The organism is Streptomyces aurantiacus, from assembly GCF_027107535.1.
Classification (GTDB): Bacteria; Actinomycetota; Actinomycetes; order Streptomycetales; family Streptomycetaceae; genus Streptomyces.
In genome coordinates, this window is the sequence record NZ_CP114283.1 from 7047562 (window position 1) to 7068722 (window position 21161).

Consider the following 21161-nt stretch of genomic DNA (forward strand, 5'->3'; position numbering starts at 1 on the left):
TCCTTAGCTTCACGGTGCATCTGTCACCTCGTCAGTGATCCGTCCGTGAGTGGGAGGAGTCGGTGTGCGCCGACGTGTCTGGGGTACCGCCGTCGCTCTGGCTCTGCTGCCGGCGGCGGTGACGGTTCCGGCGGCGGCCGCGCCGGGGGCCGAGGACAGACCGCTGCCACTGGAGCGGCTCTTCGACAACACGGCCGTCAGCGACGACACGCGGCCCGGCGAGGCGGACTTCGACGGCTCGGGCGGCTCCCTGTCCGCCCAGGACCTGACCGCCGCCGGGTGGACACCGGGGCGCTCGCTGACAGTTCAGGGCGCCCGCCTGACCTGGCCCCGCCGGGTGCCGGGCAGGCCCGACAACGTACGCGCCGACGGCCAGTCCGTACGGGTACGCGGTCACGGTGACGCGCTGGCCTTCCTCGTGGCGGGCACGGGCGGCGGAGACGAGAGCGGCACGGGCACGGTGCGCTACCGCGACGGCTCACGCTCCTCGTACCGGCTGACGGCGTCGGACTGGCGCGGCGGACCGCTCGCCACCAAGGCCGTGGCCCTCCCCCACGTCAACACTCCCGGCGGCCAACTCACCGAGAAGGCACGGCTGTACGTCGTGACCGTGCCGCTCGTCCGAGGGCGCTCGGTGGACTCGGTGGAGCTGCCGCACAACAGCGACCTGCATGTGTTCGCCCTGTCGGTGCGCTCCGAAACCCGTGGCTGGACCGGCAGTTGGGCAGCGTCGACCTCCGGGTACACGGCGGTCGGGCCGTGGACGGACCGGACCCTGCGTCTGGTGGTGCACACCTCGGCGGGCGGGCCGCGGGTACGGATCCGGCTCGACAACACCTTCGCGGCCGCACCCGTACGGATCGGCAGCGCGAGTGTGGCGGTGCAGGCGTCCGGGGCGAGCCCGCGCAGCGCTCCCGTGCCGCTTTCCTTCCGGGGTTCCGAGGGGGCCGCGATCCCGGCCGGGGCACAGGTGTTCAGCGATCCGCTGGGGTTCGACGTGCCCGCGGACAGCAATCTGCTGGTGAGCTTCCACCTGCCGGGGACGGTGACGGCGGCCCCGGTGCACAGTCTGGCCGTCCAGCAGTCGTACGTCAGCACACCGGGCGACCACGCGGCGGACGCCGCCCCGGACGCGTACACCTCGACGATCACCAACTGGCCGCTGCTGACGGGTGTCGACGTGGGTGACGGGCCCGGGTCCGTCGTGCTGCTCGGCGACTCGATCACGGACGGCGAGAAGTCGACGCGGGACGCGAACCGGCGCTGGCCCAACGTGCTCGCCACGCGGCTGCTGAATCAGAGCGTGGTCCCGCGCTATGGCGTGCTCAACCATGGCATCTCGGCGAACCGTGTGGTCACGGACCGCTACCCCGGGGACGGTGTCTCCACCGACACGGGCGGGGTGAGCGCGCTGCACCGCCTCGACCGGGACGTCCTCGCCCAGACGTCGGCCCGCACGGCCGTCGTCTTCCAGGGGGTCAACGACGTCCGCTGGGGAGCGAGCGCGGAGCAGGTCGTGGCCGGGCTGCGGGAGATCACGGACCGGGCTCATGACCGCGGGCTGCGGGTGCTGGTCGCGACGATCGCGCCCTGCGAGGGCGAGGCGCGGTGCACGGCGGCGGCTGACGCGCAGCGCGTCGCGGTGAACCGGTGGATCCGGTCCGGCTCCGGTTTCGACGGGGTGCTCGACTTCGACGCGGTGCTGCGGGATCCCGGGCATCCGGCGCGGATGCTGCCCGCCTACGACAGCGGGGATCATCTGCACCCAGGAGAAGCGGGGCTCGCCGCGCTGGCCGAGTCGGTGGACCTGAAACTGCTGTAGGCGCCGCGCGCTTGTGGGGCGGGTCGGGTCCGGGCGTCCATGGGCGCGGGGCCGTCCGCGGCCGGGCACGCGGATTCCCGCGCGTCTGAAGGGGTCTCGCCGTACCCGGCCGCGGGCGCGTCGTGGCCGATCGCGCCGTTGCCACGCCCCTTACTGGCCGGGGCCGGTCACACGTCCAGGTCGACCACGACCGGGGCGTGGTCCGAGGCGCCCTTGCCCTTGCGCTCCTCGCGGTCCACATAGGCGTCGGTGACGGCCTTCGCGAAGGGTTCGTTGCCGTAGACGAGGTCGATGCGCATGCCGCGGTTCTTGGGGAAGCAGAGCTGGCGGTAGTCCCAGTACGTGTACGGGTGGTCGTACTTGAGGGGGCGCGGGACCACGTCCGAAAGGCCGGTTTCACGGAGTGCGGTGAGGGCGGCGCGCTCCGGCGGAGTGACGTGGGTGAGGCCTTCGAAGGCGGCCACGTCGTACACGTCGTCGTCCGTCGGCGCCACGTTGTAGTCGCCCAGCACCGCGAACGGGCGGCTGCCGCCCGCGTCGCCCGCGACGGCCGCCTTCAGGGCCTCGAACCACTGGAGCTTGTACGCGTAGTGCGGGTGGTCCACCTCGCGGCCGTTCGGCACGTAGACCGACCAGACGCGGAGCGGGCCGCAGGTCGCGGAGACGGCGCGGGGTTCCTCGACGGCGTCGTAGCCCGGGTCGCCGGGCAGGCCCTTGACGACGTCTTCCAGGCCCACGCGGGACACCACCGCGACGCCGTTCCACCGTCCTGTCGCGTGCACCGCCGACTCGTAGCCCAGCTCCCGGAGCTGCTCGGACGGGAACTGCTCGGCGGTGGTCTTCGTCTCCTGGATGCACAGCACGTCCGTGCCGCTGCTCTCCAGCCAGGCCAGCAGCCTCGGGAGACGGGCGGTGATCGAGTTCACGTTCCAGGTGGCGATACGCATGCCCCACAACCTACCGGGCGCCTCCGACACTCAGAGGTCGGCGGTCTCGCCCGGTGCCAGCCGCAGGTGCTCGGAGCCGCCCAGGGTGCCGATCTGGCGGTCGTAGATGGGGCGCGCGAGGTCGGTGAGCAGGGCGTCGTGGATGTCGTACGCGCGCTGGGGCCTCACCTCCCGGACGTAGTCGATGACCTCGGAGATCTTGCTCCAGGGGGCCATGACGGGGAGCATCAGCGTCTCGACGGGCCGGTCGGGGACGGTGAGGGCGTCGCCGGGGTGGAAGACGCGCCCGCCGTCGACGAGGTAGCCGACGTTCGTGATGCGCGGGATGTCCGGGTGGATCACGGCGTGCAGTTCGCCGTGGACCTGTACCTCGAAGCCCGCGGCGGTGAACGTGTCGCCGTGGCCGACCGTGTGCACACGGCCCGGGAACGCGGCCGAGAGCTGTTCGGCGACGGATTTCAGGGTCCAGATCTCCGCACCGGGGCTGGCCTCCAGACCGGCCCGCAGGTGTGCCTCACTGAAGTGGTCGGGGTGCTCGTGCGTGACGAGGACCGCGTCCACTCCGACCGCGGCGTCCATCTCGCTGAAGGCCCCGGGGTCGATGACGAGCGTGCGCCCGTCCTTCTCCAGGCGGACACAGGCGTGCGACTTCTTCGTGAGCTTCATGACTCCCATCCTGCCTCCGGGCGCACGCGCGGCGCGCGTCGCCCGGCACTCACTCCTGGGGGGTGGTCTCCTCGCGGATGACCTGCTGAGCCACCTTGAAGGCGCTGTTCGCGGCCGGCATGCCGCAGTAGACGGCCGCCTGGAGGAGCACTTCCTTGATCTCGGCCGGGGTGAGGCCGTTCCGGAGGGCGGCCCGGATGTGGAAGGCGAGCTCGTCGAAATGCCCGCCCGCGACCAGCGCGGTGAGCGCGACACAGCTGCGCGAGCGCCGGTCCAGACCCGGCCGGTCCCAGATCTCGCCCCACTCGTAACGGGTGACGAACTCCTGGAAGTCCCCGGAGAAATCGTCGGCCTGCGCCAGCGCCTGGTCCACATGCGCGTCGCCGAGCACCTCACGGCGGACCTTGATGCCGGCGTCGTACGGGTCGGGTCTGCCCAGCACCGCCTCGGGCTGGGGGGCGGGGGCGATCTCGGCGACGGGCGACATCATCTGCTGCGGCACGACCTGCACCGGACTCGCCTGCGGGACCACGATCGCCATCTGACCGGTCGACGTGTCGTAGGCCGGCTGCTGCCAGGCGGTGGAGAAGTGCCGTACGAGGAGATCAGTGACCGCGGCCGGCTGCTCGACGGGAACCAGGTGGGAGGCGCCCGGGACGACCGCGAGGCGGGCGTCCGGTATTCCGGCGACGAGGTTGCGGGCCTCGGCGGGACCGGTCACCTGGTCGTCCGAGCCGACCAGGACGAGCGTCGGCACACCGATCCTGCCGAGCTCGGCACGGATGTCGAACGCAGCCAGCGCCTCGCACGCCGCGATGTAGCAGCCGGGATCCGTGGTGCGCACCATCTGCACGGCCCACTCGGTGATCGCGGGCTGCGCGGCGGCGAAACCGCCGGTGAACCAGCGCTCGGGGGACGTCCGCGCGATGGGGTCCAGTCCGTTCGTCCGTACGATCACGCCCCGCTGCCGGAACTCGTCCGCCGTACCGAAGCGCGGGGACGCCGCGATCAGCGTGAGCGACGCGAGGCGCTCCGGGTGGCGCAGCGCGAGCTCGGCTCCGACGGCACCGCCGAGCGCGCAGCCCGCGTACCCGAACCGCTGGACGCCGAGCCCGTCGAGGGTGGCGAGCAGCCGCTCGGCGAGCTCGGTGACCGACCCGGTCGGATGCGCGGGCGCGCCGCCGTGCCCGGGCAGGTCGTAGCGGAAGACGCGCCACTGCTTCACGAGCTCCGGGACCTGCCGGTCCCACATGTGCCAGGTGGTACCGAGCGAAGGGCCCAGGATCAGGACCGGCGCCTCTTCAGGGCCGTCGAAGCGGTATTGCAGGATGCCGGGCGTACTCTCACTCACCCGGCTCACACTCCCACATCTCACGATTTCTCACGTGCCCGGGTCGGAACTCCGTGCAGTCCGTCCCCTCTTGTGGTGACCTCGCGAAGATCCTCCACATCGGGCTTCACCTCACCCCCCGGTGGTCGCCACGTCGGCCTGCGGCACGCCGACGTGGCAGGCCGGCAGGGCACCGGCCTCCGCCTCGTGCGCCGTGTCAGCCGGTTTCCGTCAACGCCGTGCGCGCGGCGGCGAGGATGTCGTCGGAGAGCGGGGCGTCCCTGGTGGCGCGGGCCAGGACGAGTGCGCCGAGCATGGTGCAGAGCCGGGTGACGCCGTCCTGGTCCTCGGTCGCGAGGAACTCGGCGAAGTCGCTCACACCCTCGGCGTAGACGCGGTGGGCCTCACGGCTGCCGGGCTCGCGGGCCATGTCGTGGGCGAGTGCGGCGGCGGGGCAGCCCTCCGCCGGATTGTCGCGGTGCTCGACGGAGAGGTAGGCGTCGATCAGCGCCTGCTGGGCGGCCGCACGCCGACCGGAGCGCTGCTCAAGTTCGGCGCCCTGCTCGACGGCGGTCTGCTCCAGTGCGGCTGCGCGGCGGTGGGCGAGTTCACCGAAGGCGTGTGCGGTGGCCTCGTCGATCAGCGCCTCCTTGGAGGGGAACTGCTTGTAGAAGCCGCCGTGGGTCAGGCCGGCCGCCTTCATCAGGTCGGCGACGCTGACGTGTGTGCCCTGCTCGCGGAACAGCCGGGAGGCGGTCCTCACGACCCGCTCGCGGTTCTCCTGCGCCTGCGCCTGTGATGCACGACCCATCGGCCACCTCCCAGTTGAATGTCGATCGCAATCTATTCTATGCTCGACTTTAGATTGCGATCGTAATCTAATTGGGCGGGCCGGCTTGCCGGACCCCGCAGCACTGGGAGCAGCCATGGAACTGAAGAACACTGTCGCGGTGGTCACGGGCGCCAACCGGGGACTGGGCCGCCATCTGGCCGCCCAGCTCCTGGAGCGCGGCGCGAAGGTGTACGGGGCGGCGCGGCGCCCCGAGACCGTCGACCTGGCGGGTGTGATCCCGCTGCGCCTGGACATAACGGACGAGGAGTCGATCCGGGCCGCGGTTCGCGTCGCGTCCGACGCGACACTGCTGGTGAACAACGTTGGCATCTCCACCGCCACCCCTCTGATCGCCGGCGACCCTGACGCGGTGCGGCTGGAGATGGAGACGAACTTCTTCGGGCCGCTCGCCGTGACCCGGGCGTTCGCCCCGGTCATCGAGGGCAACGGCGGCGGCGCCGTCCTCAACGTCCTGTCGGTGCTCTCCTGGCTACACCCCGCCGGCCTCGGGGCCTACGCGGCGGCGAAGGCCGCCGGATGGGCGCTGACCAACGCGAGCCGGGAGGAGCTGGCACCTCGAGGCATCAGCGTGTCGGCACTGCACGTCGGATACATGGACACCGAGATGGCCGCGAGCGTCCCCGCCGACCAGAAGGCCGACCCCGCCGATGTCGCCGCCCAGGCACTCGCAGGTCTCGAGGAGGGCCGGCTCGAAGTCCTCGCCGACGACACCACCCGGTACGTCAAGCAGGGCCTGGCCGCCGTCCCGGACCTGGCGTGAAGCCCGCTTGGGCGGGCGAAGGCCGGCAAGGTGGTCGTCACGATGACGTGAACGGTCGACCCGCCCCGGACGATCGGGGGCGGGCCCAAGTCGCGACCAGGGTCAGGATCGGGGCCGGAGTCAGGGAGCACGGTGGGCCGGCGCGAGGCCGAATACTTCCGGGGCAGCATGGGGAGCGCCCCGCCGGCCCGCGTTCCAGTATTGGAGTACGTTCGTAATACCACACAGGGAAGGGGCCGACGAGGGCGGGCGGCTCTTCCGTCGGCGCATGGAGAAACAAGTGGTCCGATACAGCAAAGAGCACAAGCAGGTGACGCGGCAGCGGATCATCGAGACCGCCGGCCGCCGGTTCAAGCGGGACGGCATCGACGGCTCGGGCATCTCGACGCTCATGGCGGACGCCGCACTGACCAACGGCGCCTTCTACTCCCACTTCGACTCCAAGGACGACCTCGTCGCCACCGCGGTCGCCGACCAGCTGAGCACGCTGAACGCGAACGTCGTCGCGCAGGCCGCACCGGGCATCGCCGGGCTCGAGCAGATCGTGCGGTGGTACCTGTCGCCCCGGCACCGCGACAGCCCCGAGGACGGCTGCCCTTCCGCCGCGCTCCTCGACGAGATCGGGCGTTGCGCTGACGCGACCAAGCAGGCGTACACCGACGGCGTGCTGATGGTCATCGACGGTATCGCCGAGCGGCTCGCGCCCGCCGATCCGCGGTCGGCCCGCACGAAGACCCTCAGCGTCTACGCCATGATGATCGGGACCCTGCAGCTCTCCCGGGCACTGACCGACCGCCGGCTCTCCGACGCGCTCCTCGAAGAGGGCGTCCACCATGCCCTGACCGCGTTCGGCATCGCGGAGTCCCGCTGACTCGCGGCAGCACGGTTCAGACGTCGGTGGGTGAGCCCAGGCCGGTGAGAGCGCCGACCGGGTCGAGGTCGGGGGTGCCCCGGGGCCACCAGTCGTCGTGGCCCGGTTCCGACTCGTAGGCGTACCAGAGGCCGTCGTGGCCGAGGCGGAGCTGTATGTGGCCACGAGGGTGCGTGAGGTGGTTGTGCCACGGGCGGAAGGCGGGGAAGTCCGCCGCGAGGAGGAGTGGCCGGGCCCGGTCGAATCGACCCGCCGGAGGGTCCCAGGGTTCTTCCAGGACGGCGAGCCCTTCCAGTCCGCCCTGGCGCCAGGCGGCGACCGCACGAGCCAGATCGGCGGGGGTACGGCCCGCTGCGGTGGCCAGGGACGCGTAGAGGGCGCGGGTGGTGGCGGTGAGGCCGGAGCCCGGGCGGTTGGCGGCGAGCCGGACGGCGTCCTGCCAGAGCGTCAGCTCCGCGAGGGGGTCGCGGCCCGTGGTGAGCAGGGCGTGCGCGCGGGCGGCCGCGTCGGTGGCCAGCTGGTCCAGTGCGAACGGGTCGGGGCCGCCGGGGGACGCCGGGTAGGCCGGGGGCTGCTCCGGATGCGGCGGCGGGGGCAGCGGAGCCGGCAGGGGTGGCAGCGTACGGGGCTCGACGGCGTCACGGGCAAGTACGCCGGGGAGTGCCGGTTCCCTGGTGGAACGGGCCGAACGGGCGGCCAGGGTCGCGTTGCGCCGGGACAGCTCGTCCAGCAGTTCGCGCTCGCTCCGGCCGCGCATCAGGAGGAGGACGAACGGGTCTTCGTCCAGCAGCCGTGCGGTCTGGTAGCAGAGAGCGGCCGCGTGCTTGCAGGGGTGGCCGGAGTCGGGGCAGCTGCAGCGCGGTACGAGGTCGCCGGGGCCGGGGAGCAGACCCACTCCGCTGTCCGCGAGCGACTGGGGAAGGTCCTTGTCGAGCAACGCCGCGATGTGGCCCGGGTGTTCGGCAGCGGTGTCGAGGAAGCGCTCCCAGTCGTCGTCCGGGAGCGTACGCATCCGGATCTGCACGCGGTACGGTCGCGGACGGCTTCCGTGCACGTAGGCGAGCACGAGCCCGGGTGTGACAGTGATGGCGTCCACGTGCCCCTGTCCCGCGTACGTCTTGCCCCGTCCGAGCCGCGCCGCGTCCAGCGCCATCTCCTCCAACGCGGCGACCCACGCGTTGCCCCACCATGTCCCGGCGAACCCGTCGGCGCCCTGCGGTCGCGGCGGCAGCGCGGGAAAGGTACGCCGCAGCTCACCGTCACGGGCCGGGGCGGCCATGGAACGCGCGGCCGCCGGGAGGCTCTGCGCGGGGCGGGAGTGCGGCTCGGGCCACGATTCGTCGGAGTCGGCCGGTCCCGGGGGGCGCGTGGGCCGGGGTCGGTGCGCGGGTGCGGGGCCGGTGCCGGAGGGGGGGACCGGCGTGTTGCCGGGGCCGGAGTCGGGGGTCGTGCCGGGGCTTCTGCCGGAGTGGATGCCTACGGTGGAGCCAGTGTCGACAGTGGGACCGGTATCGATGGCGCTGTCAGCTCTGGGGGCGGCGCCCGACTCGGTGTCGGGTGCACCCTCGGCGAGATGCGAGAGGTCGTCGTCGGACACCGACTCGGACAGGGCATCGCGTCCCGTCCGGCCGTGCGCCGAGGCGCCATCGTCGGTGGGCATGGTGCGGGAGCCCGGAGCCGAGGCGCGGTCGGGCTCCCGGCCGGCGGCGGACTGGGCGTCGGCGTCGGCCACCCGGGGCGGGGCGTCGTCAGAACGGGGCCCTGCCTCGGCGTCGCCGCACCGGCCGCGCACGTCGGCGCCGCCAGGCCGGGGCCCGAGGTCGGTGGCCGTGCCGGCCGGCCGGCCGTCTCCGTCGGCGCCGGGTGGCACCGCTCGATGCGCGATGCCCGGATCGGTGTCGGGCCCGTCCGTCCCGTCCTCCCTCTCCAGTCGGGACGACAGCTCGAAGATGCCGCCCAGCCTCTCGGCCAGTTCGCGGACCTTGGCCGCGGCCTCGCGGTTCGACGTGGCCGGACGCGGTCCGGGAGCGGCCGGCTCGGCGCCGCCACGTCGCCTTCGGGCCCCGACTCCCTTGCCGTGCGCGGCGGTTCGCTCCCGCTCTGCCTCGGCTCGCGCGGCACGCAGGGCCTCACGGGCCACGTCGCCGGGGCGCGCCGCGGCGGAAGCGGCGCCGGGCGGACCACTCTCCGGCGCCCCGGACACCTCATCGGGCCGAGCACTCGGCGCAGGCTCGGAGACCGCTTCGGGGAGACCGCCTCCCGACGGCTCGGGGGCGGCGTCAGCGGGACCGGCCGCCGTCGAACCGAAGCGCGCGGGGGGCCGGCTGGTCCGCGGTGACTCGGAGGCCGCCGAGGGCCGACCGCTCGGCGGCGACTCGGGGCCCGCGTCGGCCCGACTGACGGACGGTGACTCGGGAGTCGTCCCGCGTCGACCGCCCGCCCACGGCTCGGCGGCCGTGTCCGGTCGGCCTGTCGCCGTCGAGTCGGCGGCCGGGGCCGGACGCGAGCCCGGGGCGCCCGGCTTCTCGGCATCCGGTCCCGTGGTGTGTCCGGGATCCGGGGTCCCCTGTGCGCCCTCGGTCCCCGCGACAGCGGCGCCACCCCCGGTCCGGCCCACGGCCCGCCGCAGTGCCTCGCGCGCGACATCGCCAGGCCGAGGCCCTGGCGCCGGGGCCCCCTCAGCGACTCCCCTGCCCCGCCCGGCAACCCCGGAGCGCTCGCCCGACGCCGGGCGCGCGCCCGGCCCGAAGCCCTTGCCCGACGCCGGGTGCGCCACGGACGCGGGGCGCGCCCCCGACGGGGCGGGAGACATCCCCGCCGGGCCCGAACCCGCGATACCGGCATCCCCACGCCGGGCCGCACGCAGGGCACGGCGGGCGGCGTCGGCGGGCCTCGTCCCCTCTACCGGGCGAGAGCCCGCGGGGCCAGAGTCGTGGGCCGGAGGCACCGTGTCGGCGGCCTTGGACATCCCCTCTTCCTGCCGCACCCGGTCGGCCTCGGGCGCCCCCTCGTCCGGCGGCACTCCATCGCCCTGCGGCGCCTCCCCCGTCTCGAAGCCTTCCTCCGTCTCGGAGCCTTCCTCCGTCTCGGAGCCTTCCTGCGTCCGGCCGGCCCCTGCGGCCGAGTCGGTTCCCCTCACCAGGCGGGGCTCTTCCCGACTCGTCCCGTCCGGCGACACGCCCGCGTCATACGGCGAAGGCTCGTCGTGCGACGCACCCGGCACAGTCGGCGGGCCCTCGTCCGTCGGCACCTCGGCCTCGGTCGGTGGGCGCCCCTCCTTCGGCACTCCCAGCCCGGTCGGCGGACGCTCGTCCGTCGGCACGTCCGGCCCGCCCGGTGGATGCTCGTGCGGCCCGTCCGCCTTGTCCCGTCGATCCCTCGGAGCCATCACGCGGACCTCCGGAGCGACACCAGGTCGGACAGGTCGCGGTCGGTCAGCTCCGTCAGGGACGCCTCGCCCGAGCCGAGGATCGCGTCCGCCAGGGCCCGCTTGGAAGCCAGCATGTCGGCGATGCGGTCCTCGACGGTGCCCTCGGTGATGAGGCGGTGCACCTGGACGGGCTGGGTCTGGCCGATGCGGTAGGCGCGGTCGGTGGCCTGTTCCTCGACTGCGGGGTTCCACCAGCGGTCGAAGTGGATGACATGCCCCGCGCGCGTGAGGTTGAGGCCTGTCCCGGCCGCCTTGAGGGACAGGATCAGGACCGGCGTCGCTCCGCTCTGGAAACGGTCCACCATCCGTTCGCGCTCCGCCACCGGCGTGCCCCCGTGAAGGAGCTCGACAGGGACCGCCCGCGCCGCCAGATGGTTCGTGATCAACCGGGCCATTCCCACGTACTGCGTGAAGACGAGCGCCGAGCCGTCCTCCGCGAGCAACGTGTCCAACAGCTCGTCGAGCAGGGCCAGTTTCCCGGAACGGGCGGCCTGCCGAGCCGCCCCGGAGCCGCTGGGACGCCCGTCCGGTTCCTCCTTCAGGTACAGCGCGGGGTGATCGCAGATCTGCTTGAGCGCGGTGAGGAGCTTCAGGACGAGGCCGCGCCGGGCGATGCCCTCCGTCGTCTCGATGGCCAGCATCGACTCGCGGACCACGGCCTCGTACAGGGACGCCTGTTCGCGGCTGAGGGGGACGGGATGGTCCGTCTCCGTCTTGGGCGGCAGCTCGGGGACGATGCCCGGGTCGGACTTCTTGCGCCGGAGCAGGAAGGGCCGGATCAGGCGGGACAGGCGGGCCACGGCCTCCTCGTCCTCGCCGTTCTCCACGGCGCGTGCGTGCCGGGCGCGGAAGGACTTCAGCGGGCCGAGAAGCCCCGGCGTGGTCCAGTCGAGCAGGGCCCACAGCTCGGAGAGGTTGTTCTCCACCGGTGTGCCGCTCAGGGCGACCCTGGCCGGTGCGGGGATCGTCCGCAGGGCCTTGGCCGTCGCCGAGTACGGGTTCTTGACGTGCTGGGCCTCGTCCGCGACGACCATGCCCCACGCCTGCTGGGCGAGCCGCGGCGCCGTCGACCGCATCGTGCCGTAGGTGGTCAGGACGAAACCGCCGTCCATGTCGGCCAGGGAGCGCTCCGGTCCGTGGAAGCGGCGCACGGGCACCCCGGGGGCGAACCGCTCGATCTCCCGCTGCCAGTTGCCGAGCAGCGAGGCGGGGCACACGACGAGGGTCGGCTCGGTGCGTGCCCGCTTCAGGTGGAGGGCGATGACCGTGACGGTCTTGCCGAGCCCCATGTCGTCGGCGAGGCAGCCGCCGAGACCGAGCGACGTCATGAGGTCGAGCCAGGCCAGTCCGCGGAGTTGGTAGTCCCGGAGGGTCGCCTTGAGGGCGGGGGGTGGTTCGGCGGGCAGCAGTCCCGCCGTCAGACGGTCGCGCAGTGCGGCGATCGCGCCGACGGGCACCGCCTCGACCGTCTCGCCGTCGACCTCCACGCTGCCGGTGAGCGCGACGGAGAGGGCGTCGACCGGGTCGAGCAGACCCAGTTCGCGCTTGCGGGCCTTGCGGACCAGGGCCGGGTCGACGAGCACCCACTGGTCCCGCAGCCGGACGACGGGGCGGTGGGCCTCGGCCAGGGCGTCCATCTCCGCCTCGCTGAGCGGATCACCGCCCAGCGCCAACTGCCAGCGGAACTGGAGCAGTTCCTCACTCTCGAAGAAGCCCGTACCGTCCGTGGCCGAGCCCGGCGCGGTGCGGACGACCGCCGCCGCGCTCAGGTCCTGGGCAAGGTCACGGGGCCAGTGCACGGCGACCCCGGCCGCACCGAGGCGGGTCGCCGCGACACCCAGCAGGTCCGACAACTCACCCTCGGACAGCGCCAGTACGTCCGGCACGTCCTGCCCGGACAGCCGGTCCAGGGGCGCCCAGACACGGGCGGCGCGCCGCACGGCGAGGGCTGCGTCGACACGGGCGCGCGGGCCGAACGTGGTGTCGGCGGCGCCCGCCCACAGGCTCGCGGCGTCGACGACGAGGGTGGGGTCGGCAAGACTGTGCACCTGGACGACGGCCGCGCCCGCCCGCCGCGCGCCCTCGCTGTCGTCGAAGAGCTCGTACGCCGACAGGTCCAGGCGCAGGGAGATCCGGACGCCCGCGTCCATGCCCGCGGCGACCTCCGCCGCCCAGTCCTGGGCACCCGGCAGTCGCTGGGGCCCGCCGGCCGCGAAGGGCTTCCCGGCGGCGTACGGAGCGGCCGGGGTACGGGGCAGGGCGTCGGCGACCGCGTCCAGGAAGGCACGTGTCAGTGCTTCCGGGTCGGGCAGCCGGAGCGGGCCACTGCCCGACAGGGGGACGGCGTACCCCTCGAACGGGAGGGCCGCGGCGACGGCCCGCAGGTGGGCGATGTCGTCCGGGTCCAGGGGGCCGGCCCGCCAGGCGTCGTATCCGTCGGCTGTCAGACCCGGGAGCAGGCGACCACGCGCGACGAGCCGCAGCGCGTGCAGTGCGGCGGCGCCCCAGCAGGCCGTGGCGGGGTGTGCGGCAAGGTCACGCCTGGCCCGGACGAGCAGGGGCAGCGCTTGAGCGACGGGCAGGGTCAGTGCGGGGGCCGGCCATCGTCGGGCACCGGTCCCGTGCCGCCGTACGACCGTGAGCTCGGTGTCCGGGGCGGAGACCGGTGTTTCGCCGTCCGCGTCCCAGAAGGCCATCCGCCCGTCGCGGGGCAGCGCGGCGGGCAGGAACACGGCGGCCAGCCGGACGGACACCTCGGTCGCGGCGCCGGAATCGGCACGCGTCTCCCCCGCATTCATGCTCCCGGCCACCTCCCTCGCCCCGGACGGATCACTCGTCCTCGACTCTACGGGCCGGGTCCGACAATGCGGCTCGGCGGCGGAGCGGGGCGGTCAGGGCGTCGTTCTGGAGACCACGTAGACCATGGGGTGGCCGGGCTTCGACCAGTTCACGACGATGTCCTGCGTGGGTGTCGGGTTCTTCCTGGCGTGGCTGAGGCCCGACCAGGGGCCGGGTCCCGTGAACTCCCAGCCGACGACCCGCTGGTCACGGGCGCCGATGGCGAGGTCGTCCTTCTTCAGGGCGGCACGGCTGGTGCCGATGGTCTTGAGGAAGTGGTCGAGGGCCTCGTCGCTGGTGAGGAACTGGACGTAGAGGCGGCTGGTCTTCCAGTTGTTCGTCTCGTAGTACGCCACCTCGGCCGAGTAGCCCGGGATGGGCACCTGGTACAGGCGGCGCTGGACACGGGAGGGCCAGCCCGGGGTGAGGCCGGTCGCCGAGTACTTCGCCTCCTTGTCCTTGCCGCTGTCGCGGCTCTGGTTGGCGGAGATCACCAGGTAGCCGGCCGGGACGCCGATGAGCAGCACGATGATCAGCAGTGTCAGGGCACGGCGGCGGATCGTGCGGCCCCGGTCCTCGGGCGGCCGCGGTGGCTCGTCCGGGGGCGAGGCCTGGCGCGGCAGCGAGGCCGTCACAGCGTCTCCTGCGCCGAGCGGCGGGACTCGGCGTACCGCTCGTACCGCTCGTAGCGCTCGACGCGGCGGCGGTTGGCGCGCCGGAAGCGGCGGGCGACCAGGCGTGCGAGGTCGGCGGCGCCGACCATGCCGGCCTCGGGGCCGAGCTGGGCGCGGGCGATCCGGGCCTCGGGGCGGTATCCGCGGCCGGTCAGGTGGCGTCGGAAGGCGTCCCTCGCGGGGCCGATCAGCAGGTCGTCGGCGGCGCTGACGCCCCCGCCGATGACGAAGCAGGAGGGGTCGAGGGCGGCCGCGAGGTTCGCGATGCCGACGCCGAGCCACTGGCCGATGTCCTGGAGCAGCTCGATGCACATCGCGTCGCCCTCGCGGGCCAGCTCGGTGATCATCGGGCCGGTGATCTCGGAGATGTTGCCCTTGACGTGCTCGATGATCCCGTAGGCCACCGGGGAGTCGGCGGCGGCGAGTTCGCGGGCCTCGCGGACCAGCGCGTTGCCGGAGCTGTACTGCTCCCAGCAGCCGCGGTTGCCGCACGGGCAGCGGTGGCCGCCGGGTACGACCTGCATGTGGCCGAACTCGCCGGCCACACCGAACTTGCCGCGCTTGACCTGCCCGTCCTCCAGGATGGCACCGCCGATTCCGGTGCCGAGCGTGATCATGACGAGGTGGTCCTCGCCGCTGCCCGCGCCGAAGCGCCATTCCGCCCAGGCGGCCGTGTTGGCGTCGTTGTCGACCAGTACGGGAACGGCGAGGCGTCCGGCGATACGGTCCCGCAGGGGCTCGTTGCGCCACGACAGGTGGGGCGCGAACAGGACGCGGTTGCGTTCCGCGTCGACCCAGCCGGCCGCGCCGATGCCGACCGCGTGCACGTCGTGCCGGTCGGAGAGGTCCAGGACCAGTTCGACGATGGTGTCCTCGACGACCCTGGGGCTCTTGGACTTGTCGGGGGTCTCGGTGCGGACCTTCTCCAGGATGTTGCCGTCCGCGTCGACGACTCCCGCCATCACCTTCGTACCGCCGATGTCGATGCCGACGGTGGGTACGCGCGGTGCCGTCAGGTGGGAACGGCGCTCACGCGTGCCCACGGTGCGCAGGACGGTGGACCGGCGGGAGCCGATGGGGGCGCCCGCGGCTCTGGCGGAGCCGAGCGCCTTGGGGAGTGCGAGGTCGCGGTAGGTGCTCATCGCGCCGATTCTGCCGCACGCCGCGGCCGGACTGCACGGCGGCGCCCCCTCGCTCCGCACCGGGAACGCCCGGGGCGGCCCGGTGAGCCGCCGGTCGTCCGTGGGGCGCGGGTTCGTCGTGGCTGGTCGCACCGTCGCCCGCGCCCCCGGGAATCCCACTGTCGGGGCAGGCGGCTTCCAGCTCCGGGGCGGAGGTCGTCCGGCTCGCCGCCACCCGCCAATCGGCGGATCGGGTCGTCCGCGGAGATGTTTTTCTCGGACGCGTCCGCTCCGCGCCGTTCCAGGTGATGCCCCGGACGGTGTCTCCATCACCCGAGTGGGTGATTTTGGCGCCGGTTCGGCGAGTGGGTCCGCCGCGGCCCTGTGCCTGGCCGGCACTGGCTCGCGGGCGTCCTGGACGCGCTCCGCCCGCACCGGTGAACCCGGTGGGGAATACGCTCGGCGCCCCCGCAGCCGAGGAGTCGTACCAGGTCAGGGGCGTACGAGCAGCTGGAACTCGAAGGAGTAGCGCGAGGCGCGGTAGGTGTGGGAGCCGAACTCGACGGCGCGGCCCGTGTCGTCGAAGGTGGTGCGCTGCATGGTGAGCAGCGGGGCGCCCTCGGACTCGTCGAGGCGCTCGGCCTCCACGAGCGTGGCGGCACGGGCGCCGACGGACTGGCGGGCGCTGTGCAGGGTGATGCCCGCGCCGCGCATCATCCGGTACAGGCCGGTGGCCTCCAGCTGCGAGCTGTCGAGGTCGAGGAGGCCGGGTGGCAGGTAGTTGCCGAGGTACGCCATCGGCTCGCCGTGGGCCAGGCGCAGCCGCTCCACCCGGTGCACGTCGCTGCCCTCCGCCACCGCCAGGGCGGCCGCCACCTCGGCCGACGCCGGGACGACGGTGTTGACGAGGACGCGGGTCGCCGGGCGCTGGCCCGCCGCCTCCAGGTCGTCGTAGAGGCTGCTGAGCTCCAGCGGGCGTTTGACCTGGCTGTGCACGACCTGCGTGCCCACGCCCCGGCGGCGCACGAGGAGGCCCTTGTCGACCAGGGACTGGATCGCCTGGCGGACCGTGGGGCGGGACAGGCCGAGGCGTCCGGCGAGCTCGATCTCGTTGCCCAGCAGGCTGCCAGGGGTCAGGGCGCCGTGCTCGATCGCCGCTTCGAGCTGCTGGGCCAGCTGGAAGTAGAGCGGCACCGGGCTGTTCCGGTCGACGCTGAGCTGGAGCGGCGCGGTCGGGTCCACATCTGGTTTCGGCACGGGCCCGAGCGTAGCTCCGGTGAATGATGACGGGAAGTTGTGAAGTTCGGTTGTCCGGACAAAGCGTTGACAGGGTGTAGGGTCCGCCCTCAGTTTGGTCCCATGCGCATCGGACTCATCGGGACGGGTCGTATCGGTACATTTCATGCGACCGCCCTCAGTCGTCACCGCGAGGTGGGCGGCTCCCTCATCGTCACGGACGCGGACCCCGCACGGGCACGCCGGCTCGCGGACCGCTTAGGCGCCACGGCGGCGCCCGGCGTGGACGAGATCTTCACCTGGGGCGTGGACGCCGTGGTCATCACCGCGGCCACATCGGCCCACGGCGAACTGATCGGTCGGGCAGCAAGGGCCGGGCTTCCCGTCTTCTGCGAGAAGCCCATAGCCCTCGACCTGGCGGGCACACTGACGGCCATCGCGGAGGTCGAAGCCGCCGGAACGATCCTGCAGATGGGGTTCCAGCGGCGCTTCGACCTGGGCTACACGGCCGCGCGCGAGGCGGTGCGCTCCGGCCGGCTCGGCCGGCTGCACACCGTACGGGCCATGACCTCCGACCAGTCACCGCCGTCGCCCGCGTACCTGCCGCTCTCCGGCGGGCTGTACCGGGACACCCTGGTGCACGACTTCGACATGCTGCGGTGGGTGACCGGGCACGAGGTCACCGAGGTGTACGCGATGGGGTCGGACACCGGACCCTCGATGTTCCGCGAGGCGGGCGACATCGACACGGCGGCGGCCGTCCTCACACTGGACGACGGCACGCTCGCCTCGGCGACGGCGACCCGCCTGAACGGCGCCGGCTACGACGTACGGATGGAGCTGGCCGGAGAGCTGGACCAGATCGGGGTCGGGCTCGACGACCGCACACCCATCGCCTCCACGGAAGCGGCGGGGCCGCCGGCCGCGACCAAGCCGTGGACGGGATTCCTGGAGCGGTTCGGGCCCGCGTACGAGGCGGAGCTGCACGCGTTCGTCGAGGTGGTGCGCGGCGAGCGGGCCAACCCGTGCGACGGGCGCGAGGCGCTGCACGCGCTGCGGATCGCGGAGGCGTGCGAACTGTCCCGGCACGGACGCAGGGCGGTCCACCTCGCGGAGATCCCGGGCGGCCGGGACTGACTTCCGTGCCGCGACGGCGCCACCGGCGAGGGACGGATGCCGCCGGGGCGCCCGGGCCGGGCGGCCCCGCCGCCCGCACCGGCTGGGCCGCACCGCCCGGGCCTCAGCGCCCGTCCTCCTCCAGAAGTCCGGCGTCGTACGTCAACAGGGCGATCTGCACACGGTTGTTGAGGTCGAGTTTGGCGAGGATGCGGGAGACGTGCGTCTTCACGGTGGCCACGCTCATGAACAGTCCGGTCGCGATCTCGGCGTTCGAGCAGCCCTGACCGACCGCCACGGCGACCTCGCGCTCACGGTCGTTGAGGGCGGCGACACGCGTACGGGCCGTCGTGCGCCGGGTGTCCAGCGCGCCGCCCGCGGCGTGCTCCATCAACTGCCGGGTGACGGTGGGCGAGAGCACGGGATCGCCGGCCGCCACCCGGCGTACGGCGTGGAGGATCTCCGCGGGCGGGGTGTCCTTGAGGACGAAGCCCGCGGCCCCCGCGCGCAGGGCGCGCAGCACCTGCTCGTCGGCGTGGAAAGTGGTGAGGACGATGACCTGGGGGGCGTCCTCGCGGCCCCGGAGCCGTTCCGTGGCGACCAGGCCGTCCATCCTCGGCATCCTGATGTCCATGAGGACGACATCGGGGCGCGTACGGTCGACGAGCGCTTCGACCTCGCCGCCGTCGGCGGCCTCGCCCACGATCTCGAGGTCGTCGGCGCCGCCCAGCATGAAGGAGAGGCCGGCTCTGACCAGCGGGTCGTCGTCGACGAGGAGCAGACGGATCGGAGTCATGCGCCTACCGTAATGACACCGCCCCACCGGACCGCACCCTTTTCCCGGGCTCGTCCGGGGACGGCGCCCCCTCGCGCGGGCCGCCGCGGCCGGGCGCACGACGCACGCTCCGGCTCGCGCGCCCGGTCGCGCACCGGCTCACACCGCGTCCTCAACTCCAGGGCAGCCACGCGTGCACGAGGAAACCGCCGTCCTCGGCGGGCCCGTGCTCCAGCCGCCCGCCCGCGAGCGTGGCCCGTTCGGTGAGACCGATGAGGCCCTGCCCCGAGCCCGGGACGTGGGGGACGTCGCCGGGCGGCGGCGGATTGTGCACGGAGACGGTGACGCCGGGGCCCCGGGCGCCGGCCACGGTGACCGCGACCTCCGCGCCCAGGGCGTGCTTGCGGGCGTTGGTCAGGCACTCCTGGGCGATGCGGTACGTGGTGCGGCCCACCGAGGCGGGGACGTCGGCCGCGTCCACGACCCTGCTGTCGAGTGTGACCTTCATGTCGGCCTCGCGGCTCTCGGCGACCAGCCCCTCCAGGGCGGCGAGCGTCGGCTGCGGCCGCCCGGACTCGTCGCCGTCGTCGCCGGAGGCCCGGAGCACCCCGATGATCTCCCGCAGGTCCTGGAGGGCCTCGTGCGCGCTCTCGCGGATCACCCCGGCGGCCCGCGCCACCTCCGCCCGGGGGGCGTCCGGCCGGATCTCCAGCGCCCCGGCGTGCACGCTGAGCAGGGTCAGCCGATGGGCGAGGACGTCGTGCATCTCGCGTGCGATGGCCTCCCGGGCCAGCCGCTGGGCCTGCTCGGCCCGCAGCTCCGCCTCGGTCTCCGCCCGCCACGCACGGTCGCGAAGGCTCAGCATGAGCTGCCGCTTGACCCGCGCGAGCATGCCCCAGCCGACCACCGCGACGGTCAGCAGCCCGCCGAGGCCGACGATCACGACGAACGGGAGCTCCGAGTCGGGGCGCAGCCAGTAGAAGACGGGCAGCAGCACGAGACTGGCGCCCGCCGTCCACGCGACGTACCTGAAGGGCCTGTGCACGGCGAGCGTGAACAGGGCGACCATCGCCGCGCCGCCCGCGCTGTTCGACACGAAGCCGACCGGCACCATCGCCACGGCCAGGCCGACCGGCCAGCGCCGCCGGAGCCAGACGGCCGCACAGGCGAGCGCGCCGAGCCACTGGTCGAGGACTTCCACCGCGTACGGGAGGGTGGGGTCCTTCGTCGCCTCCTCGGCGCCGAGCAGGCCCACTCCGACGGCGATCAGAAAACAGGCGAAGTCGACGGCCCAGTCCCGCGCGGTGCGCCGCGGGCGTCCCTTGCGACCGGTGTGGTCCGGGTCCAGTTCCGAGGTGACGGCCGACGGCAGGAACCACCGGCGCACCGAGGTGGTCGGGGGGTTCGGCAGCGGCGCGCTATCACTCACGGTCGACAAATCTACGCATCCGCGCCCGCTCGCACTGCCCCGGACGCCTGATCATCTACCAAAGTCGCAGACGCGGCAGACTTTCGGCGGGGCCCCCGGCGCCACCGGGGACTTCCGTCGGCCGGGCCTCGCCCCGCGGCCGATGAACGCGGGGGACGGCGGGGCGAGGATCCTCGTATGAAGCAGGTTCTGGAGTTTCTCGGCGTGATCGCCCTGCTGCAGGGCGGGGTCGGCCTGGTGCACGAGTTCACCGGGTGGATGCGCGACTGGGGTCTCGTACAGCGGCTCGGCCTTCTCGACGGCCGCGAGATCTACGGGAGCGTCGCGCTGCTGGTGCTGTCGTTCGCGCTGTTCGCGGCCGCCGAGAGCCGCAAGACCGGATAGGCGGTGTCCGGATAGGCGGTGTCCGGATAGGCGGTGTCCGGACAGGCATCGCCCGCACCGCCGCGAGGCCTTCGCAGGGACGCCGGTCCCGAGGTTAACTCCCGGAAAACTCATCGGACTTGTCGGGAAACTCCACAGAGTTGTCATTGACATGCCACCATCTACGCGCGTCATCATGAAGGCATGAGATTCCCCCCACGGATCACTCGCATCGGCGCCGCGGGCGCTGTCCTGTCCGCCCTCCTCATCGGCGGCACCGTCACCGCCAACGCCGCGGACACGTCCGCCGCGGCGGTCGGCAGCGTCTGTTACGGCAGCCTGCCGTCCCAGGCGCACGACACGCTCGACCTGATCGAGCAGGGCGGCCCCTACCCCTACTCGCAGGACGGCAGTGTCTTCCAGAACCGGGAAGGCATTCTTCCCGGCCAGTCCTCCGGGTACTACCACGAGTACACGGTCAAGACCCCGGGCTCCTCGACGCGCGGCGCCCGCCGCATCGTCACCGGCGAGGAGCACCAGGAGGACTACTACACGGCTGACCACTACGCCTCGTTCCGGCTGGTCAACTACGGCTGCTGAACCACCACTCCGTCCGCCGGAACCGCCGGCGGCCCGGTACGCGCTCAACCGGGCCGCCGGTCTCCGCCGGACGGCGCACAGCACGCGCGAAGACCTCGCCCCGCGACCCCCCACACCTGTCGCGGGGCGAGTCCCGTTCAACCGCCGCCGCCCGTCCCGCAGCCTCACGGGTGTCGCCGGAGCGGTCCTTCCTCTCGCCGGTCCCGTCGCCGCTCCGGCGGCACGGGCCGGGCAGGAACCCGAGGGCGGCCTGGGCCGACGGCCGGGCTTCGGAGCGATCAGTGCTCCGCCCGTGCCGCGTTACGTCTATCGTGGAAAATCACGCAATGA

The 21161-nt window shown here is 73.2% G+C and carries 17 protein-coding genes; 6 read left to right on the forward strand and 11 right to left on the reverse strand.

What is annotated here, in order from left to right:
• Positions 1–64: 64 nt before the first annotated feature.
• Positions 65–1822 carry an SGNH/GDSL hydrolase family protein gene (locus tag O1Q96_RS33305; protein ID WP_269251687.1) on the forward strand — a complete coding sequence of 586 codons (1758 nt, stop codon included), beginning with the start codon at positions 65–67 and terminating at the stop codon, positions 1820–1822.
• Positions 1823–1989: 167 nt separating this feature from the next.
• Here the strand turns inward: O1Q96_RS33305 and O1Q96_RS33310 are convergent, their stop codons facing one another.
• From O1Q96_RS33310 to O1Q96_RS33325, 4 genes are all read right to left on the reverse strand, one after another.
• Positions 1990–2769 (reverse strand): exodeoxyribonuclease III, encoded by a 780-nt coding sequence (locus O1Q96_RS33310; RefSeq protein WP_269251688.1) that lies wholly within the window; start codon positions 2767–2769, stop codon positions 1990–1992.
• 30 nt (positions 2770–2799) lie between these two features.
• Positions 2800–3435: an MBL fold metallo-hydrolase gene (locus tag O1Q96_RS33315; protein WP_269251689.1), complete on the reverse strand. Its 636-nt coding sequence runs from the start codon at positions 3433–3435 to the stop codon at positions 2800–2802.
• A 49-nt stretch (positions 3436–3484) separates the two neighbouring features.
• A complete protein-coding gene (gene pcaDC, locus O1Q96_RS33320) occupies positions 3485–4786 on the reverse strand; it encodes a bifunctional 3-oxoadipate enol-lactonase/4-carboxymuconolactone decarboxylase PcaDC (protein WP_269251690.1) in 1302 nt (433 codons plus the stop codon).
• A gap of 196 nt (positions 4787–4982) precedes the next feature.
• Entirely contained in the window at positions 4983–5576 is a 594-nt protein-coding gene (locus O1Q96_RS33325) for a TetR/AcrR family transcriptional regulator (RefSeq protein ID WP_269251691.1), read from the reverse strand.
• Positions 5577–5691: 115 nt separating this feature from the next.
• On the opposite strand from O1Q96_RS33325, the gene O1Q96_RS33330 reads away from it, so the two are divergent.
• Entirely contained in the window at positions 5692–6378 is a 687-nt protein-coding gene (locus O1Q96_RS33330; protein ID WP_269251692.1) for an SDR family oxidoreductase, read from the forward strand.
• A gap of 280 nt (positions 6379–6658) precedes the next feature.
• The gene (locus O1Q96_RS33335; protein ID WP_269251693.1) at positions 6659–7249 is read left to right on the forward strand and encodes a TetR/AcrR family transcriptional regulator; all 591 of its coding nucleotides are present in this window, start codon (positions 6659–6661) and stop codon (positions 7247–7249) included.
• A gap of 16 nt (positions 7250–7265) precedes the next feature.
• On the opposite strand, the gene O1Q96_RS33340 is transcribed toward O1Q96_RS33335, so the two are convergent.
• The 5 genes from O1Q96_RS33340 to O1Q96_RS33360 all read right to left on the reverse strand — a co-directional run bounded on the left by O1Q96_RS33340 (position 7266) and on the right by O1Q96_RS33360 (position 16554).
• Positions 7266–9452, reverse strand: a complete 2187-nt coding sequence (locus tag O1Q96_RS33340) for an SWIM zinc finger family protein (RefSeq protein WP_269251694.1) — start codon at positions 9450–9452, stop codon at positions 7266–7268.
• A gap of 1184 nt (positions 9453–10636) precedes the next feature.
• Positions 10637–13477 (reverse strand): DEAD/DEAH box helicase, encoded by a 2841-nt coding sequence (locus O1Q96_RS33345; protein WP_269251695.1) that lies wholly within the window; start codon positions 13475–13477, stop codon positions 10637–10639.
• A gap of 93 nt (positions 13478–13570) precedes the next feature.
• Complete coding sequence (locus O1Q96_RS33350; protein WP_269251696.1) at positions 13571–14152, reverse strand: sugar kinase; 582 nt, start codon at positions 14150–14152, stop codon at positions 13571–13573.
• The gene (locus tag O1Q96_RS33355) at positions 14149–15333 is read right to left on the reverse strand and encodes an ROK family glucokinase (protein WP_269251697.1); all 1185 of its coding nucleotides are present in this window, start codon (positions 15331–15333) and stop codon (positions 14149–14151) included. The genes O1Q96_RS33350 and O1Q96_RS33355 overlap by 4 nt, the downstream gene beginning before the upstream one ends.
• A 471-nt stretch (positions 15334–15804) precedes the next feature.
• The gene (locus O1Q96_RS33360) at positions 15805–16554 is read right to left on the reverse strand and encodes a GntR family transcriptional regulator (protein ID WP_269253827.1); all 750 of its coding nucleotides are present in this window, start codon (positions 16552–16554) and stop codon (positions 15805–15807) included.
• Positions 16555–16671: 117 nt separating this feature from the next.
• Between O1Q96_RS33360 and O1Q96_RS33365 the strand changes: the two genes are divergently transcribed.
• Positions 16672–17685, forward strand: coding sequence for a Gfo/Idh/MocA family protein (locus O1Q96_RS33365; RefSeq protein ID WP_269251698.1), 1014 nt, complete (start codon positions 16672–16674; stop codon positions 17683–17685).
• Positions 17686–17788: 103 nt separating this feature from the next.
• Here the strand turns inward: O1Q96_RS33365 and O1Q96_RS33370 are convergent, their stop codons facing one another.
• Together O1Q96_RS33370 and O1Q96_RS33375 are read right to left on the reverse strand one after the other, a co-directional pair.
• Positions 17789–18460, reverse strand: coding sequence for a response regulator transcription factor (locus O1Q96_RS33370; RefSeq protein WP_269251699.1), 672 nt, complete (start codon positions 18458–18460; stop codon positions 17789–17791).
• A 151-nt stretch (positions 18461–18611) separates the two neighbouring features.
• Complete coding sequence (locus tag O1Q96_RS33375; RefSeq protein ID WP_269251700.1) at positions 18612–19877, reverse strand: sensor histidine kinase; 1266 nt, start codon at positions 19875–19877, stop codon at positions 18612–18614.
• 168 nt (positions 19878–20045) lie between these two features.
• Here O1Q96_RS33375 and O1Q96_RS33380 point away from each other — a divergent pair, with 168 nt between their 5' ends.
• Both O1Q96_RS33380 and O1Q96_RS33385 read left to right on the forward strand, forming a co-directional pair.
• Positions 20046–20252 (forward strand): hypothetical protein, encoded by a 207-nt coding sequence (locus O1Q96_RS33380; RefSeq protein WP_269251701.1) that lies wholly within the window; start codon positions 20046–20048, stop codon positions 20250–20252.
• Between the two features lie 183 nt (positions 20253–20435).
• Entirely contained in the window at positions 20436–20831 is a 396-nt protein-coding gene (locus tag O1Q96_RS33385; protein ID WP_269251702.1) for a guanyl-specific ribonuclease, read from the forward strand.
• The last annotated feature ends 330 nt before the right edge of the window (positions 20832–21161 follow it).

What these genes read in the sequence shown, in the direction of transcription:
- O1Q96_RS33310 (WP_269251688.1), bottom strand. Translation starts at nt 2,769, where the DNA reads ATGCGTATCGCCACCTGGAACGTGAACTCGATCACCGCCCGTCTCCCG.
- O1Q96_RS33315 (WP_269251689.1), bottom strand. Translation starts at nt 3,435, where the DNA reads ATGAAGCTCACGAAGAAGTCGCACGCCTGTGTCCGCCTGGAGAAGGAC.
- O1Q96_RS33325 (WP_269251691.1), bottom strand. Translation starts at nt 5,576, where the DNA reads ATGGGTCGTGCATCACAGGCGCAGGCGCAGGAGAACCGCGAGCGGGTC.
- O1Q96_RS33330 (WP_269251692.1), top strand. Translation starts at nt 5,692, where the DNA reads ATGGAACTGAAGAACACTGTCGCGGTGGTCACGGGCGCCAACCGGGGA.
- O1Q96_RS33345 (WP_269251695.1), bottom strand. Translation starts at nt 13,477, where the DNA reads ATGAATGCGGGGGAGACGCGTGCCGATTCCGGCGCCGCGACCGAGGTG.
- O1Q96_RS33355 (WP_269251697.1), bottom strand. Translation starts at nt 15,333, where the DNA reads ATGAGCACCTACCGCGACCTCGCACTCCCCAAGGCGCTCGGCTCCGCC.
- O1Q96_RS33365 (WP_269251698.1), top strand. Translation starts at nt 16,672, where the DNA reads ATGCGCATCGGACTCATCGGGACGGGTCGTATCGGTACATTTCATGCG.
- O1Q96_RS33370 (WP_269251699.1), bottom strand. Translation starts at nt 18,460, where the DNA reads ATGACTCCGATCCGTCTGCTCCTCGTCGACGACGACCCGCTGGTCAGA.
- O1Q96_RS33380 (WP_269251701.1), top strand. Translation starts at nt 20,046, where the DNA reads ATGAAGCAGGTTCTGGAGTTTCTCGGCGTGATCGCCCTGCTGCAGGGC.
- O1Q96_RS33385 (WP_269251702.1), top strand. Translation starts at nt 20,436, where the DNA reads ATGAGATTCCCCCCACGGATCACTCGCATCGGCGCCGCGGGCGCTGTC.